The sequence below is a fragment of the Novacetimonas cocois genome (genome assembly GCF_003311635.1).
In the GTDB taxonomy this organism is placed as follows: domain Bacteria; phylum Pseudomonadota; class Alphaproteobacteria; order Acetobacterales; family Acetobacteraceae; genus Novacetimonas; species Novacetimonas cocois.
In genome coordinates this window covers 95,849-113,229 of sequence record NZ_QEXL01000014.1, presented here as the reverse complement: position 1 = coordinate 113,229, position 17,381 = coordinate 95,849, and the positions used below count along the sequence as shown (strand labels likewise).

Sequence of the window (17,381 nt, the reverse complement as noted above, 5' to 3'; positions counted from 1 at the left end):
GAAGCGGGTTTTAAGGAGATCGACCCCCATTGTCAACGCCTTATCCAACACCAGAAAAAACGGCGGAAAACCGGCAAACCTAACCCGAAAACTCCCATTCCCGGCACGCACGCCCTAAAAAAAATCCAAAAAAAGAAGGGGAGGCTTTCGCCTCCCCTCCTTCACGTCCGGCATCCCGCATCCACGCGTCAGTCCCCGTCAACAACATGCCCGTCAATCGTCAGGTGATCGTCCGACGCCGAAACCTTCACCGTCTCGCCATCATGAATGTCCCCAGCAAGCAGCAGACCCGCCAGCGGATTCTGCAGGCTGCGCTGGATCACCCGCTTGAGCGGACGCGCGCCATAGACCGGATCGTACCCGGCATCCGCCAGCCACGTCTCGCCCGCCTTGTCGAGATCCAGCGTAATGCTGCGATCCGCCAGCAGCTTGCGCAGCCGTCCGATCTGGATTTCCACGATCTTGCCCATGTCCGCCTTCTGCAGACGGGAGAACAGGATGATTTCATCCAGACGGTTCAGGAATTCCGGCCGGAAGTGATCGCGGACCACCTTCATCACCTCTGGACGCACGCTTTCCACCGACTGCCCATCCGGCAGGTGCGCCAGCACGTCGGAGCCAAGGTTGCTGGTCAGCACGATCAGGGTATTGCGGAAATCGACCGTCCGCCCCTGCCCATCCGTCAGGCGACCATCGTCAAGCACCTGCAGCAGGATGTTGAAGACATCTTCGTGCGCCTTTTCAACCTCATCGAACAGGATGACCTGATATGGCTTGCGACGCACGGCCTCCGTCAGGACGCCGCCTTCCTCATATCCGACATAGCCGGGAGGGGCGCCAACCAGACGCGACACCGCGTGCTTTTCCATGAACTCGCTCATGTCGATGCGCAGCAGCGCCTTCTCGTCATCGAACAGGAAGCGGGCCAGCGCCTTGCACAGCTCGGTCTTGCCCACGCCCGTCGGGCCGAGGAACAGGAACGAACCGATCGGGCGGTTGGGATCCTGCAACCCGGCGCGCGCGCGACGCACCGCGTCGGACACGGCCTTGAGCGCAGGTTCCTGACCCACCACGCTCTTGCGCAGTTCATCTTCCATCCGCAGCAGCTTGGCGCGCTCACCTTCGAGCATGCGTTCCACCGGCACGCCGGTCCAGCGCGACACCACGGCAGCGATTCCCTGATCGGTCACGGTATCACTGACCATGCCCTCGCCCTTGCTGGCCTGGTCCGCCTCTTCCTGTGCCTGCGCGATCTGGGCCTGCAGGGCGGGCAGGCGGCCATACATCAGTTCGGACGCACGCCCGAGATCACCACGACGCTGCGCGACCTCGACATCCGAGCGCACCTGGTCGAGTTCTTCCTGCAGTTTCTGCACCGCGTTGACGCGATCCTTTTCCGCATGCCACGCCGCGGTCAGGGAATCCGACTTTTCCTGAAGGTCCGACAGTTCAAGCTCCAGCTTGACCAGGCGTTCCTTGCTGGCGGCATCGTCTTCCTTGCGGATGGCCTCACGCTCGATCTTGAGCTGGATCAGGCGACGGTCGAGTTCGTCGAGTTCCTCCGGCTTGCTGTCGATCTGCATGCGCAGGCGGCTTGCGGCTTCGTCCACCAGATCGATCGCCTTGTCCGGCAGGAAGCGGTCGGTGATGTAGCGGTTCGACAATGTCGCCGCCGCAACCAGCGCACCATCGGAAATACGGATGCCGTGATGCAGTTCGTACTTTTCCTTGATGCCACGCAGGATCGAGATCGTGTCCGCCACCGTCGGCTCACCCACATAGACAGGCTGGAACCGACGGGCGAGGGCCGCGTCCTTTTCGATATACTTGCGATATTCGTCCAGCGTCGTCGCGCCGATGCAATGCAGCACGCCGCGCGCCAGTTCCGGCTTGATGAGGTTGGAGGCATCCATCGCCCCGTCCGAACGCCCGGCGCCGACAAGGGTGTGCATTTCGTCGATGAACAGGATGACCTGCCCCTCGGCGGCCTCGATTTCCTTCAGGACGGCCTTGAGACGCTCCTCGAACTCGCCGCGATATTTTGCGCCAGCCACCAGCGCGCCCATGTCGAGCGACAGCAGCTTCTTGTTCTTTAGTGCTTCCGGCACGTCACCGTTGACGATACGCAGCGCCAGCCCTTCGACGATCGCGGTCTTGCCCACGCCGGGCTCACCGATCAGGACCGGGTTGTTCTTGCTGCGACGCGCCAGCACCTGAATGGCGCGGCGGATTTCCTCGTCACGGCCGATGACGGGATCAAGCTTGCCCTGCTGGGCGATCTCGGTCACGTCGCGGGCATATTTCTTCAACGCGTCGAAACTGGCTTCGGCGTTTTCACTGGTCACGGTGCGTCCCTTGCGGATGGTTGCAATGGCCTTGTCGAGGGCCTGTGGCGTGGCGCCATTCGCACGCAGCGCCTGACCGGCCGGCGTCTCGGACGCCGCGATAGCGGCAAGCAGGCGGTCCTGCGCCACATATTCGTCCCCGGCCTTCTGCGCGGCCTGTTCGGCGGCATCCAGCAGGCGCACGAGATCCGGCGTCGCATTGGGCTGTCCCGCGCCACCGCCCTGCACCTTCGGCAGCTTGGCAAGTGCCGCGTCAACGGCGGCGGCAATGGCGGGCGGCTGCCCCCCTGCCGCGCGGATCAGCGAGGACGCGGCCCCCTGGTCATCATCCAGCAGCGCCTTGAGCAGGTGCTCCGGCGTCAGCTGCTGGTTGTATTCACGCATCGCGATCGTCTGCGCGGCCTGAAGAAACCCGCGCGAACGTTCCGTAAACTTCTCGATATTCATAAATTCCCCCGTCCCTTATTCTCAGGCGACAAAACAGGTCCGCTTTTGCCGTCCCAGATAGAGAGGCAACGGCACAGCGGCTGGTTTCACAGGTGGGTAGGGACGCATGTTATTACAAGATGGCAATCCCATGTTTCCACACCCCTTTCCAGTCTCCAGCAGCATCGGACACATCCGCCGTCCCAGATGATCACCGGTTGGTGAAATGCTACTTAATCTGGATCAAGGCTGGCGTGACTTCTTCTCCGGGCGGCCATTCGCGCAACGCGTATCCTGATGGGGGATGAGGCATTCCGGGGGGATGGCGGATATCGCCTTCATCATGAACGTAGGAATGTATTGTGCGAACGTGGGTCAGCAGACATCCCGGTCCTGAACCCGGTTACTGACAGGCGTTTCCTGTCTGCGGTGCAATATTACCTGTCAGCTTCCGGCATTCAGGAATCCTATCACGAACCATCCTGTTTTTTCCCGTCGCCATCACATTTCCAGATGGCAGGATCGCTTCCGGATACAGCGCAGAAACCGCGAAAACCGTCAGGAAGTTTTTGGTGAAGCTTTTTTCAAAAAGCTTCGAAAGAACGCCGCCTTTCCGAAAAAAGGCGGCACCCGGAAACTTCTGTTATCTTATCTATAGCGACTGGAACACCTGTCCTCAGGCCTTTCCGTCCTTTGCCCGTTCCGCGATGGTGGGGGCAAGCAGCAGCAGGTCGGCGGGGGACAGGCGGTCGGACGCGGTGCTGGCCTGATGCCAGTACGGATACAGCACCGGCGGCGCGCTGGCCTTGTCCAGACGCTCCATTTCCTCGGCGCTCAGGCTCAGTTCCGCGGCCTTCAGGTTATCGGCCAGCTGCGTATCGTTGCGCGCGCCGATCAGGATGGAGGTAATCGCCGGGCGATGCGCCACCCATGCCAGTGCGACCTGTGCCGCCGAAACCCCGCGCTCGGCCGCGATGGCGACCAGGACCTCGACAACGTCATACAGTTTCTCGATGTCATAGACGGGGGGTTCGCCCCATTTCTCGATCTGGCGCGTTCCTGTCGGCTGCGGCTTGCCACGCCGGTATTTCCCCGACAGCAGGCCTCCTGCCATCGGGCTCCAGACCTGCACGCCAATGCCCTGATCCACCGCCAGCGGCAGCAGTTCGTATTCCGCCTCACGCGCCTGGAGGGAGTAGTAGATCTGCTGCGCCACCGGCGCGATCAGACGGTTGCGTTCCGCCGTGCCCAGCGCCTTCATCAGGTGCCAGCCGGAGAAGTTGGAAACCCCCGCATACCGGATCTTGCCACTGCGCGTCAGGGTATCAAGCGCCTCCAGCGTTTCATCGAGCGGCGTCTGCCCGTCCCATTCATGCAGGTAATACAGGTCGATATGATCACGTCCCAGCCGCTTCAGGCTGGCTTCGCACGCATTGATCAGGTGATAGCGCGAGGACCCGGCGTCATTCGCCCCCGGCCCCATGGTGAAACGGGCCTTTGAACTGACCAGCAGATCGGGCGAACGCCCCTTCAGCGCCGCGCCAAGGATTTCCTCCGACACGCCGGAGGAATAGATGTCGGCCGTGTCGAAGATGTTGATCCCGGCATCCACGCACATGTCGATCTGGCGCTTTGCCCCGGCAAGGTCGGTATTGCCCGTCTTGGCAAAGTCGCCCTTGCCGCCAAAGGTCATCGTCCCCAGCGTAAAGGCGGAAATACGCAGGCCGGAGCGCCCAAGCTGACGATATTGCATGATCTGTCTCTCCTGTGCGGATGATATGGAATGATAGGATGACCGGATGGGAACAACGCCCCGAGGGGGGCGCCTTACCGGCCGTATGTGACGCTGAGTTCACCGACCCCTTCGCACACGGCGTGCAGCACATTGCCACGCCGGACCGGGCCGACCCCCGCCGGGGTGCCGGTCATGATGAGGTCGCCCGGCGCAAGGGCCACGAAACGGCTGAGGACGGAAATGATTTCCGCCACCGACCAGATCATGTCCGACAGGTCGCCCGCCTGCCGTTCCTCGCCATTGACGCTCAGGGTGATGCGCCCCTTTGCCGGGTGGCCGATTTCGGACACCGGGCGGATGGTCCCGATGGGACAGGACTGGTCAAACCCCTTGGCCAGCGCCCACGGACGCCCCGCCTTCTTGGCCGCGGCCTGCAGGTCGCGGCGCGTCATGTCCAGCCCCACGGCATAGCCGTAGATGTAGGACAGCGCCTTTTCGACGGGAATGTTTTCCCCATCGCGCCCGATGCAGGCCACCAGTTCGACCTCGTGATGCAGGTCGGATGTCGCGACGGGAAAATCGAGCAGCCCACCGCCGGGCACCACCGCATCGGATGGCTTGGCAAAGAAAAAGGGCTCGTTCCGTTCGGGATTGCCCCCCATTTCGCGCGCATGATCGGCATAGTTCTGTCCGACACACCAGATGCGGCGCACGGGAAACAGTGCCTCCGTATTCCTGACATTGACCGTCGGCTGGACAGGCGGGGGAATGACAAAATCCACCATTGGCACGATAACTCCGTCACAGTTGCAACCGGCCCATCACGGGGCGCAGACCTTGGGGAGGGGCATGGTTGCATTACGCACCCCCGCCTGTCACGCGCCCATGCGGGGCGGGGACAATACAATAAATTCATCGCCCCCCGATTCGGGTTCCCCCGCCGTGGCCGTCATCGCGCATGGGCGGCCCATAATGAAAAACGCCGCCCGGACGGATCCGGGCGGCGTTCGCCGGGGCACATGCGTCCCCCGATGACCTGACTGCGACAGGCGATCAGTTGCGGGTCTTGTCAACCAGCTTGTTCTTGCCGATCCACGGCATCATGCCACGCAGCTTTTCACCCACCTTTTCGATCTGCATGGCGTTGTTGCGCGCGCGCGTCGCCTTGAAACCGATGTTGCCGGACTGGTTTTCCAGGATGAAGTTGCGCACGAACGTGCCGTCCTGGATGTCGGTCAGGATCTTCTTCATCTCCGCCTTGGTGTCCGGCGTGATCACGCGCGGGCCGGAGACGTATTCGCCATATTCGGCCGTGTTGGAGATGGAGTAGTTCATGTTCGCGATGCCGCCCTCATAGATCAGGTCGACAATCAGCTTCGTTTCATGCAGGCATTCGAAATACGCCATTTCCGGCGCGTATCCCGCCTCCACCAGCGTTTCGAAACCGGCGCGGATCAGTTCGACCAGCCCACCGCACAGCACGGCCTGTTCGCCAAACAGGTCGGTCTCGACCTCTTCCTTGAAGGTCGTCTCGATGATGCCGGCACGCCCACCGCCATTGGCGGAGGCATAGGACAGGGCGATTTCCAGCGCGTTGCCCGACGCATCCTGCGCCACGGCCACCAGGCACGGCACGCCGCCACCTTTCTGGTATTCGGAACGCACGGTGTGGCCCGGGCCCTTGGGGGCGATCAGGAACACGTCGAGGTCGGGACGCGCCTCGATAATTCGGAAATGAATCGCCAGGCCATGCGCGAATGCCAGCGCGGCACCCTGCTTCATGTTCTTTTCCAGCGATTCCTTGTACAGGGCGCCCTGCCCTTCGTCAGGCGTCAGCACCATGACGACATCGGCCCAGGCCGCCGCCTCGGCCGGGGACATCACCTTGAACCCGGCGGCTTCCGCCTTGGCGCGGGCGCCTGATTCGGGGCGCAGGCCGACCACGATGTCCGTGACGCCCGAATCCTTGAGGTTGTTGGCATGGGCATGGCCCTGGCTGCCATAGCCGATAATGGCGACCTTCTTGCTCTTGATCAGGTTCACGTCGGCATCGCGATCATAATACACGCGCATGGGGATACTCCTGTATGTGTGGACTGTTTGGAATGAAAGAAAAACCGGGACCTGCGTTACAGCGTGTCCGGGCCCCGGCTGATCGCGACGACGCCGGTGCGCGATATTTCAGCCAGTCCCAGCGGACGCATGAGGTCAATAAACGAATTCAGCTTTTCCGGCGAACCGGTCAGCTCGAACACGAAGGACGTGGCGGTCGTATCAACGACACGCGCGCGGAACGCCTGTGCGATGCGCAGGGATTCGGCGCGCGCCTCGCCCGTCGCGACCACCTTGGCCAGCGCCAGCTCACGCGCGACATGCGGTCCGGTCGCGCTCAGGTTCACGACGCGATAGACGGGGACCAGCCGTTCAAGCTGCGCCTGCACCTGCGCGATGGCATGCGGCGTGCCCGTCGTCACCACGTTGATGCGCGAAAGGCGCCCCGCCTCGTCCACCGGGGCGACGGTCAGGCTTTCGATGTTGTAGCCACGCCCCGAAAACAGGCCGAGCACGCGGGCAAGCGCCCCGCTTTCATTCTCGACCAGTATGGAAATGACCGCGGAGGCCGGAACCTCCTGCTGGGTGGTCATGATCTTGTTTCCTGCACTCTGATTGACGCCGGCCGCCTCCTGCAGGGCGGACATGGCATGACACGACAAGGCGGAACGGCGGAACCGCCCCGCGGATGATGGGTCAGACGAGCATCCGTCCCTCGGCGCTGACTTCCACCCCGTCATCCTGATCGGGACCCAGCAGCATCTGGTTGTGCGCCGCCCCCGAGGGGATCATGGGATAGCAGTTTTCCTCCTGCGCGACGTGGATGTCCGCGACCACCGCGCCGGGATGGGCCAGCATTTCCGCGATGACCCCGTCAAGTTCCCCGACGCAGGTCGCCCGCAGGCCGCGGCCATGGAAACTTTCGGCAAGGCGCACGAAATCCGGCAGGGCGGCGCTATAGCTTTCGGAATAGCGCGAGTCATGCAGAAGCTGCTGCCACTGGCGCACCATGCCCATGTATTCGTTGTTCAGGATGAACAGCTTCACCGGCAGGCGGTACTGCGCGATCGTGCCCAGTTCCTGAATGTTCATCAGGGTCGAGGCCTCGCCCGCGATGTCGATCACCAGCGCGTCGGGATGGGCGATTTGCGCGCCCACGGCCGCAGGCAGCCCGTATCCCATCGTGCCCAGACCGCCCGACGTCATCCAGTGATTGGGACGGTCGAACTGGAAATGCTGCGCCGCCCACATCTGGTGCTGCCCCACCTCCGTGGTGACATAGGTGTCACGGCCCAGCTGGCGCGTCATTTCATACAGGCGGCTGATGGCGTACTGGGGACGGATAATGGAAGAAGGCGCCATGTCCTGACGGAATCCGAAGCTGTCGCGTTCGCGCCATGTCCCGATCTGCGCCCACCATGGATCAAGGCTGTCGGCCTGCGTGGCGGGCGTGGGGGTGCGTTCCCATTCCTCGATCATCATTTCGATGACACGCCCCGCATCCCCCACGATGCCAAGGTCCACGGGCACGATCTTGCCGATCTGCGCCGGGTCGATATCGGCATGGATCCTGAACGAACCGGGGGAAAACGCGTCAAGGCGGCCCGTGACGCGGTCGTCGAAACGCGATCCCAGCGCGATCAGCACGTCGCAGTCGTGGGTGGCCATGTTCGCTTCATACGATCCGTGCATCCCCAGCATGCCCAGGAACTGCCGGTCCGTCGTGGGAAAACCGCCCAGCCCCATCAGCGTGGAGGTGCAGGGAAATCCCGTCATGCGCACCAGCCGCCCCAGCGCCTGCGCCGCCTGCGGGCCGGAATTGATGACCCCGCCGCCGGTATAGAACAGCGGACGGCGCGCCTTCTTCATCACGGCGACGGCCTTTGCCACGGCGGCGCGGTCGGGCTCGAACCGGGGGCGATAGGACGGATGCAGCGGTGCCGACGTTTCAGCATACGGCGCCGGCCCCACCATCAGGTTCTTGGGCAGGTCCACCAGAACGGGGCCGGGACGGCCGGTGCGCGCGATATGGAATGCCTCGCGCACCACGGGGGCAATGTCGCGCGGCTGCCGCACGAGGTAGTTGAACTTGGTCGCCGGGCGGGTGATGCCGGTGATGTCCGCCTCCTGAAAGGCGTCGGTCCCGATCAGCGGCACGCCCACCTGCCCCGAAAAGCACACGACCGGAACGGAATCCAGCAGCGCGTCCATCAGGCCGGTGACGGTATTGGTGCCGCCCGGCCCGCTGGTGACCAGCACCACCCCCACCTTGCCGGTGGAACGGGCATAGGCTTCGGCGGCATGCACGGCCGCCTGTTCATGCCGGACCAGCACGTGGCGGATCGCATCCTGCCGGAACAGGGCGTCATAGATCGGCAGGACCGCGCCGCCGGGATAGCCGAAGACGACCTCCACCCCCGCATCCTGAAGAACGCGCAGCAGTACTTCCGCCCCGGACATGACCGTGGGGTCAACGCCCATGACGCGGGCGTCGGGCCGGATGGCGGTGTGCTGCGGTGCTGCGTTCATATCCCTTACTCCTTTCGCCCCGGCACCGTCAGGAAGGACGGCGCCCCATCAGGCGAAATGTGGGCCGGGTTTAAGCAAAGCAGCCCCCGGCGTCAATGCAATTAATAACAAAAGAAATAATTTTCCGCTCATCTCTTTCCATTTGTTGCGCATCTGGTGCGATTTTTTCCCCTTCGATTCTTCCCTCGTGAACCAGGGTGCGCGCGTCGGGCGCCAGCGCATGGTGGGCGAACCATGTGGACTGGCGCTTGGTATATTGCGCGGTGACCTGCACGGCGCGCGCGACCGCCTGTTCGCGCGACATCCCGCCACGCAGCATCGCCGCGAGTTCCGGCACCCCATGGGCGCGCATCGCGGGCAATGCGGGGGAAAGGTTATGCGACAGCAGGGCACGTACTTCCTCCACCGCGCCATTTTCCATCATGGCGTCGAAACGCGCCGCGATTGCACGCCGCAGCACGTCGCGCGGGGGCGACAGACGCACCGCGACAAACCGCGCGGCCAGTGGCGGCAGCACCGATTCCGCGCGCCACCGTGACAGGCCCCGCCCCGTCGCGCGCCACACCTCCCACGCGCGGGCGATGCGCTGCGTATCGCCCGGACGCAGGGCGGAGGCGGTTTCGGGATCCACCTGCATCAGGCGGGCATGGATTGCCGGTCCCCCTTCGGCCAGCACTGCGGCACGGGCCTGTGCCCGGATTTCGGGGGGCGGGTCGGGAATATCGGCCAGACCTTCGGTCAGGGCGCGGAAATACATCCCCGTCCCCCCGCAGAAAACCGGGATGCGCCCGGCCTCCCACGCTTCGTGCGCGGCGGACAGGGCCGCCTTGCGCCACCATGCGACCGACCCGGCCCGCGCCGCTGGCACGACGCCATACAGCCGGTGCGGCAGCAGGGCTTCCTCCGCCGCGCCGGGACGGGCCGTGAGGATGCGCAGTTCGCGATAGACCTGCATCGAATCGGCATTGATGACCGTGCCGCCAATCGTCTGCGCCAGCAGCAGCGCCAGCGCGGACTTGCCCGAACAGGTGGGGCCTGCCACGATCACGGCGGGACGCATGGGTGCGCCGACGCCCTGTTGCGTCCCGGTGCCTTGCGTCATCGCGTCATCCCTGCCACATGCCCGGACACCATGCCTGAATCCTCCTCCCTGTCCCATGTCCTTGTCCTCGTCGCCAACCGCGCGGCCACGTCACTTGCCCCCGCCGACATCGCGGCGGCGCGCGACATGACCGGCGGCGGCCCGGCGACCATCCTGTCGGAAGGCGAGGCCGCCGAAATTCCCTGTCCCGCCCCCGGCACAGGCGACATGCCGCATATCGCCCCCCTGCGCGAGGAATTTTCCGGCCGCGACCTCGACCTCATGGTCGTCGCGGCGCAGGGGCGGCGCAGGAAGCTGCTGGTCGCGGACATGGACAGCACCATCGTCGATTGCGAAACCCTTGACGATCTGGCCCGGCATGCGGGCATCGGCGAACGCATCGCCGAAATCACGCGCCGGTCCATGAATGGCGAAATGGATTTCGAGGCCGCGCTGCGCGAACGCGTCGGCCTGCTGCGCGGCATGCCCGCCACCCTGCTGGAGGCGGCGTGGAAGGACGTGCGGATCAATCCCGGCGCGCTGGAACTGGTCCGCACCATGAAACATCATGGTGCGTGCACGGCGCTGGTTTCCGGCGGATTCACGTTCTTTACCTCCCGCGTGGCGAAACTGTGCGGATTCGATGAACAGCATGCCAATTCCCTGCTGATCGAGAACGGACACCTGACGGGCGACGTGGGACAGCCCATCCTTGGCCCGGACGCCAAGCTTGCGCACCTGCGGCGGCTGGCGGCGCGGCAGGGGATCGGGACGGCGCAGGCCATGGCGGTGGGCGATGGCGCGAACGACCTCGCCATGCTGCGCGAGGCCGGGCTGGGCGTTGCCTTCCATGCCAAGCCCGCCGTGCGCAGGGCCATCGCCTGTCAGGTCAACCATACCACGCTGCGCACGCTGCTGTTCGCCCAAGGGTACGCGGCGCGTGACTTCGTCGCCTGACCCCACGCACCGCGATTACCTGAAAAAAAGACCCTTAACATCCTGAAATTTTAAAGGTTTTTGGTGAAGCTTTTTCCAAAAAGCTTCAGGAAGACGTCGCCTTTTTGAAAAAAGGCGACACCCAAAAACTTTCATTACTTTCCATCATCAGGTTGCGTCAGGACGCAGGCGCGACGGCGGGGGGCTGGCTGCGATTGTCCTGTGCCTCGATGAAGACGCGGGTGACTTCGGGATAGGTCTGCTTGATCTGGCGTTCCAGGTCGGAGACCGTCGCCTCCACATCGCCTGCGGAAAGGTTGTTGTGGAAATCGATGCTGATGACCACCAGTACGTCGCGCGGCCCGAAATGCATGGAGCGGATTTCGTTCAGGCGATCCACGCCCCGTGCCGACAGCGCCATGCGGCGCAGGGCGGCCAGCACTTCCGGCGCCACGCCCTCGCCCGTCAGCAGCGACTGCGATTCCCGGGCAAGGAAGGTCGCCGTCACCGCAAGGATCATCGCGATGATGATGGAGGACACGCCGTCAATGACAGGCATGTCCAGCGTTTCCGACAGGATATTGCCCAGCAGGGCGACCATCAGGCCCGCCAGCGCCGCCGTATCCTCGAACAGGACGGTAAAGACGGTCGGGTCCTTGCTGCGCTGCACCGCCTCCACCCAGCCGTGACGGCCCTTGCCATGCCGGCGGAACGCACGCAGCGCCAGCACCCAGACCGATCCCTCGAACAGGATGCTCAGCCCCAGTACGATGTAATTGACAAGGACATGCTCCACCGGCTGCGGATGGAGGATGTGGGTCACCCCCTCGAAAAACGAGATGCCCGCCCCCAGCCCGAAAATCAGCAGCGCGACGACAAACGTCCAGAAATACAGCTCCAGCCCATAGCCGAAGGGATGGGCCAGCGTGGCCGGGCGCGCCGCGCGCCGCATTCCCACCAGCAGCAGCCCCTGATTGCCCGTATCGATCAGGGAATGGATCGCCTCGCTCAGCATGGAGGAACTGCCGGAGATGAAGGCCGCGACGCACTTGGTCGCCGCGACAAGGAGATTACCCCCAAGCGCCGCCAGAATCACGAAGCGGGAGGAAGAAGAATGCGCCATGACGGTCCCATATGAAAAGCTGCTTTATCCTATCGCCTGCCTTCGCATTTTGACAGGGCATGACCTGACAGGCCGTGACCGGGGGACGGGCCGGAGGGACGGGCCGGGGGCGGATATCGACACGGCGCGGCGTTCCATATTACCGTTGCGTCCTTCAACCGGCCGGGTCCATGTCCTTACCAATGCTTGACAACCTACATTTCGGCACCGTGGCCGTAATCGGCGACCTCATGCTGGACCGGTATGTTTCCGGGATGGTCAACAGGATATCGCCCGAGGCCCCGGTCCCGGTGCTGCTGCATTCGCAGCTGTCGTGCGTCGCGGGCGGGGCGGCCAACGTGGCCGCCAACGCCAGCGCGCTGGGCGCGCGGGTGCGCCTGATCGGCCTGGTGGGGGAGGACGGGGCGGCGACCTCCCTGCTGGGGGCGCTGGCGCTGTGGCCGGACATCGACACCGACGGCGTCATCACCGATCCCGACTGGACCACCATCACCAAGACCCGGGTCCTGAGCGGCCGCCAGCAGATCGTGCGCATTGATGAGGAGCGTGTGCTGCCCCTGTCCGCCGCGACGACGCGGCGGCTGATCGACGCGGCGGTGGCGGCAATCGCGACCTGCGACGTGCTGGTCTGTTCCGATTATGCCAAGGGGGTGCTGTCGGACGAGGTGCTGGCGGCCGTCATCGCGGCGGGCCGGGCCAGGGGCGTTCCCGTCATCATCGACCCCAAGCGCCCGACCTTTGACGCCTATCGCGGGGCGACGCTGGTGACGCCCAACCTGATCGAAATGACGCGCGCGACCGGCCTTGCGGTCGATACCGATGCCGAAATCCGCCGCGCGGCGCAGGTGGCCTCCGCACAGTTTGGCGGCGACGTGCTGCTGACCCGTTCCGAGGAGGGCATGACCCTGTGGCGGCGCGACGGGACGATGACCCATGCCGCCACCCGCAAGGCGGAGGTCTTTGACGTATCGGGGGCGGGGGACACCGTCCTTGCCACCGTCGCCAGCGTCCTGTCGGCGGGACAGTCGATGGAAACCGCCATCGTCATCGCCACCGCCGCCGCCGCGATTTCGGTCAGCAAGCTGGGAACGGCCACCGTCTCGCGCGCGGAACTCAGCCGCCAGCTGAGCGAGGAAATGCACGACGCCGGCGCGCTGGTATCGCTGGAACAGGCCGCCGGCATCGTGGAAAACTGGAAGCATCACGGGGCGACGGTCGTTTTCACCAATGGCTGTTTCGACCTTGTCCATCCCGGCCATGTCGCCCTGATCCGCGCGGCCGCGCGGGAGGGGAACAAACTGATCGTCGCGCTGAACACCGACCGTTCCGTCCGGCGGCTCAAGGGTGACAGCCGCCCGATCCAGGACGAAATCGCACGCGCCACGGTCATCGGGGCATTGCGCGATGTCGATCTGGTGATCCTGTTTGACGAGGATACCCCGATGGAAGCCATCCGCCGGCTGCGTCCCGATGTCATCGTCAAGGGCAGCGACTATACCGAGGATCAGGTAGTCGGCGGGGCATTCGTCAAGGGATACGGGGGGCGCGTGGCGCTGGTGGACATCGTGGCGGGACGCTCGACCTCCTCCCTCGTCACCAGGGCGGCGGGCCATGACGACAGGACGCCCGGCGACGCGGGCGGGGCATAGGCCGGCGCGCGGCATCGGGCAAATGCGAACCTGCATCATCCTCAACCCCACGGCGGGACGCAGGCGGCGCGGGCCGCTGCGCCTGTTCATCGAAACCCTGCAGGCCGGCGGCGCGCAGGTGCGCGTGCTGGTGACGCGCCACGCCGGGCACGGCGGGGAACTGGCACGCCAGATCGTGCGCGAGGGCGCGACCGACTGCATCATCGCGGCGGGGGGCGATGGCACGATTGCCGAAATCGCGCAGGCCGTGGCGGGCACATCGCAGCGCATGGGCATCTTTCCCGCCGGCAGCGCGAATGTCCTTGCGCTGGAACTCGGCATTCCCTTTGCCCCGGCGGCGGCGGCGCGACTGATCCTTTCGGGGGCCTGCGCCACCATCTGGCCCGGCGTGATCGAAAGCACGTGCGACGGCCGCCCCACCCCGCCGCGCCTGTTCGTGCAGATGGCGGGAATCGGGTTCGACGCCTGCGTGGTGCACCGCCTGCCGTTACGGCTGAAACGGCTGATCGGGCGGGCGGGCTACGTCCTGACCATGCTGGGTGCGGCAATGACCTACCGCTTTCCCGTCATCGATGTCCGCATCGACGGGACTGCGTACCAGGCCCGCGCCGTCGTGGTGTCCAAGGGGCGGCTGTATGGCGGGGCGTATGTCATCTGTCCGCAGGCCATGCACCATCAGGCGGGCTTTTGCGCGATCATGCAGGAAAAGGGCGGGATCATCCCCACCCTGCGCATGGGATGGGCGCTGCTGCGCGGCCGGGTGGAACAGATGCCCGATGTCCGGATCGTCTGCGGACGCGACATCGACATCCAGGCCGCAACCGCCATCCCGGTCCAGACGGATGGCGATATTTCGGGCACTACGCCGGTCCGCATCCGCGACGCCGGACGCCCCCTGCGCCTTGCCATCGACAGGGCGGCCCGTCCGTCCTGATGGACCACGCGGCCGGGTTCAGAGACTGTCTGAAAATAACAGAAGTTTTCGGGTGTCGCCTTTTTTCAGAAAGGTGACGTCTTTCGAAGCTTTTTGCAAAAAGCTTCACCAAAAACTTCTTCCTGATTACGGGCTTTTCCAGAATGCGCAAACTACCGGTTCGCCCGGCCCGCGCCTGGAGCAATTCCACAGAACCCTGGCTCAGTAGAATTGTTCCAACTCATTGTTTCTAGATCATATTCACCAGTTCGAATGTGTCCATTCAAACTGGATCTGCTCTAGACCGTGAACTGCTCGGCGATGATGCGTTCGGACAGGCTCTGCCCCGGGTCAAACAGCAATGTCGTATAACGTGTGCGGTCCTCGCGGATTTCCACCGAGATGACATCGCGGACCTCGGTGAAATCCGCCACGGCCGCGACAGGACGCTTGTCGGTTTCCAGTATGGTGAACCTGACCTGCGCGGTGGAGGGCAGCAGCGCCCCGCGCCAGCGCCGGGGACGAAAGGCGCTGATGGGCGTAAGCGGCAGCAGGTTCGCCGACAGCGGCACGATCGGCCCGTGCGCCGACAGGTTATAGGCGGTCGAGCCCGCGGGCGTGGCGATCAGCACCCCGTCGCAGATCAGTTCCGCCAGACGCTGCCGCCCGTCAACATCGATGCGGATCTTGGCCGCCTGCCGCGTCTGGCGGAACAGGAACACGTCGTTCAGGGCCAGTGCCTCCGTCACCTCGCCATCCACGCTGGTGGCGCGCATGCGCAGGGGATGGAGGATCGCTTCCTGCGTGCTGGCCAGATGCGCGGGCAGGTCATCGGGCACCGTCGGGTTCATCAGGAAACCGACCGTGCCACAGTTGACGCCATAGACCGGGATGTCGCGGTCCAGCGTCGTATGCAGCACCTCCAGCATGAAACCGTCCCCGCCCAGGCAGATCATGGCATCCGCCTGCGCCGCGGGGGTCTGGCCATAACGCCTGGTCAGGCGTTCCAGCCATGCCTGCGCGCTGTCATTGGGCGCGGCGACAAAGCACAGGCGCGTCGGCAGGTTGCCGTCCTGCCACCGGGTCACCGGATTTTCATTCATGCAATATGACGTCACGACGGCACACGACATGCGTTGATGCGCACGCGCGCCGCCGTCACGGTGTCACCCCCCAACGCGGCGGGACGCCTCGGAATGACTGTCGTGCGCATCAGGAACTCCGTAAAACCGCGTCTCGGGGCGGAACATCGCGGGCGGTGGCGCCGGGCCACCCGCCGGATCGCCGATACTAGGATGCGCCGGCCCGGTTTCGCAACCGTCCGCGCGTGCCGCGCCCTCAGCCCAGCACCGCCGCCAGATGCGTCAGGAACCGGTCATTGTCATGTGGCAGGCCGATGCTGACCCTGATCCAGTTTTCAAAGCCCTTTTCCTTCCACGGCTTGACGATCACGCCATGTTGCAGCAGGTCGTGCGCCACGGACATCGCATCCCGCGCCGTGCGGAAAAAGACGAAATTGGTGTGGGTGGGCGCGACGAACAGGCCCATCGCCCGCAACGCGGCGGCGACACGGTCGCGCTGCGCCACGGTGCGGGCGACGCTGTCGCGCATGTGTGACTGATCCCCCAGCGCGACGGCGGCCATTTCCTGCGCGGGCATGGTGGTGTTGAACGTGTCGCGCACCGTCTCCAGCACGGATGCCACCTCCGCCGAGGAGGTCAGGGCATAGCCGATCCGCAGCGCCGCCAGGCCATAGGCCTTTGAAAAGGTCCGCAGGCAGATCCAGGGCCGTTCCTGTTCGCGCAGGATGGCGCAGGCGTCGGGATAATCAGCATCGGTTTCGGCATATTCCCGATACGCCTCGTCCACCACCACCAGCGTATCCGGCGGGCAGGCGTCGATGACCGCGCGCAGGGCGTCTTCCTTCATCATGCACCCGACCGGGTTTGACGGGTTGGAGAAGATCAGGATCTTCGTGGGACGCGACAGGGCGCGGCACAGGCCGTCGATATCGAACTGTCCCCCCGCCGTGACAGGCACGGCATCGACCACGCCCCCCATCAGCAGCGGATGGATTTCATGCAGACCAAAGGCCGGGCGGACCGTCACCACGCGTTCACCCGGCGACAGGCAGGCTTCGGCAATCATGCGGATGATCTGTTCCGACCCGTTGCCAATGACCACCCGGTCCATCGCGATGCCGTTGAACCGCGCGATCCCCTCACGCAGGCGCGTTGCGCTGGCGTCGGGATAAAGGAAAAGACGACCGGCCAGCAGGGGCCATTCCCGCAGTACCCGTGGCGAGGGGCCATACGGGTTTTCATTGCTGCCCAGCTTGCTGATCTCTTCCACGCCGAACTGCCGCCTTACGGCCTCTTCGGATAGGCCGGCGTTATAACGCGGCAGCGTCCTGACTTCGGGGCGGCAGAAGGCCGGGTGGGCCTTGGCCTGATGTGCGATCGTCTCCGCCATTTTGTATCCTGTTCCTGCGATATCCGCGCGGCGGGCAGGCCGCACGCCGCCCGACGGGGTCGGAAGCAGCCACGCGGCACGGGCCTGATCCATGCCCCGCCTTTTACATGTCCTGCCTTT

Annotated in this window: 13 protein-coding genes; 3 read left to right on the top strand and 10 right to left on the bottom strand. The window is 64.5% G+C overall.

The window, feature by feature from the left end; genetic code table 11:
• Positions 1-188: 188 nt before the first annotated feature.
• From clpB to miaA, 7 genes are all read right to left on the bottom strand, one after another.
• Positions 189-2,792 (bottom strand): ATP-dependent chaperone ClpB, encoded by a 2,604-nt coding sequence (clpB, locus tag NJLHNGOC_RS11425; RefSeq protein WP_113596465.1) that lies wholly within the window; start codon positions 2,790-2,792, stop codon positions 189-191.
• 655 nt (positions 2,793-3,447) lie between these two features.
• The gene (locus NJLHNGOC_RS11420; protein ID WP_113596464.1) at positions 3,448-4,524 is read right to left on the bottom strand and encodes an aldo/keto reductase; all 1,077 of its coding nucleotides are present in this window, start codon (positions 4,522-4,524) and stop codon (positions 3,448-3,450) included.
• Between the two features lie 74 nt (positions 4,525-4,598).
• Positions 4,599-5,291: a fumarylacetoacetate hydrolase family protein gene (locus NJLHNGOC_RS11415; protein WP_113596463.1), complete on the bottom strand. Its 693-nt coding sequence runs from the start codon at positions 5,289-5,291 to the stop codon at positions 4,599-4,601.
• Positions 5,292-5,559: 268 nt separating this feature from the next.
• Entirely contained in the window at positions 5,560-6,579 is a 1,020-nt protein-coding gene (gene ilvC, locus NJLHNGOC_RS11410) for a ketol-acid reductoisomerase (protein WP_113596462.1), read from the bottom strand.
• Between the two features lie 56 nt (positions 6,580-6,635).
• Positions 6,636-7,151 (bottom strand): acetolactate synthase small subunit, encoded by a 516-nt coding sequence (gene ilvN, locus NJLHNGOC_RS11405; protein WP_113596478.1) that lies wholly within the window; start codon positions 7,149-7,151, stop codon positions 6,636-6,638.
• A 103-nt stretch (positions 7,152-7,254) separates the two neighbouring features.
• A complete protein-coding gene (gene ilvB / locus NJLHNGOC_RS11400) occupies positions 7,255-9,039 on the bottom strand; it encodes a biosynthetic-type acetolactate synthase large subunit (protein ID WP_408890849.1) in 1,785 nt (594 codons plus the stop codon).
• Between the two features lie 118 nt (positions 9,040-9,157).
• Positions 9,158-10,189: a tRNA (adenosine(37)-N6)-dimethylallyltransferase MiaA gene (miaA, locus tag NJLHNGOC_RS11395; protein ID WP_239021490.1), complete on the bottom strand. Its 1,032-nt coding sequence runs from the start codon at positions 10,187-10,189 to the stop codon at positions 9,158-9,160.
• A 30-nt stretch (positions 10,190-10,219) separates the two neighbouring features.
• Here miaA and serB point away from each other — a divergent pair, with 30 nt between their 5' ends.
• Positions 10,220-11,125, top strand: a complete 906-nt coding sequence (gene serB / locus NJLHNGOC_RS11390) for a phosphoserine phosphatase SerB (RefSeq protein WP_113596460.1) — start codon at positions 10,220-10,222, stop codon at positions 11,123-11,125.
• Between the two features lie 157 nt (positions 11,126-11,282).
• On the opposite strand, the gene NJLHNGOC_RS11385 is transcribed toward serB, so the two are convergent.
• Positions 11,283-12,227, bottom strand: a complete 945-nt coding sequence (locus NJLHNGOC_RS11385; protein ID WP_113596459.1) for a cation diffusion facilitator family transporter — start codon at positions 12,225-12,227, stop codon at positions 11,283-11,285.
• Positions 12,228-12,409: 182 nt separating this feature from the next.
• On the opposite strand from NJLHNGOC_RS11385, the gene rfaE2 reads away from it, so the two are divergent.
• Both rfaE2 and NJLHNGOC_RS11375 read left to right on the top strand, forming a co-directional pair.
• A complete protein-coding gene (rfaE2, locus tag NJLHNGOC_RS11380; RefSeq protein WP_113596458.1) occupies positions 12,410-13,876 on the top strand; it encodes a D-glycero-beta-D-manno-heptose 1-phosphate adenylyltransferase in 1,467 nt (488 codons plus the stop codon).
• 22 nt (positions 13,877-13,898) lie between these two features.
• Positions 13,899-14,810 (top strand): diacylglycerol/lipid kinase family protein, encoded by a 912-nt coding sequence (locus tag NJLHNGOC_RS11375; RefSeq protein ID WP_165837927.1) that lies wholly within the window; start codon positions 13,899-13,901, stop codon positions 14,808-14,810.
• 278 nt (positions 14,811-15,088) lie between these two features.
• On the opposite strand, the gene NJLHNGOC_RS11365 is transcribed toward NJLHNGOC_RS11375, so the two are convergent.
• Both NJLHNGOC_RS11365 and hisC read right to left on the bottom strand, forming a co-directional pair.
• Positions 15,089-15,892: an NAD kinase gene (locus NJLHNGOC_RS11365; RefSeq protein WP_113596456.1), complete on the bottom strand. Its 804-nt coding sequence runs from the start codon at positions 15,890-15,892 to the stop codon at positions 15,089-15,091.
• A 235-nt stretch (positions 15,893-16,127) separates the two neighbouring features.
• Positions 16,128-17,354: a histidinol-phosphate transaminase gene (gene hisC, locus NJLHNGOC_RS11360; protein WP_239021489.1), complete on the bottom strand. Its 1,227-nt coding sequence runs from the start codon at positions 17,352-17,354 to the stop codon at positions 16,128-16,130.
• Between the last annotated feature and the right edge of the window lie 27 nt (positions 17,355-17,381).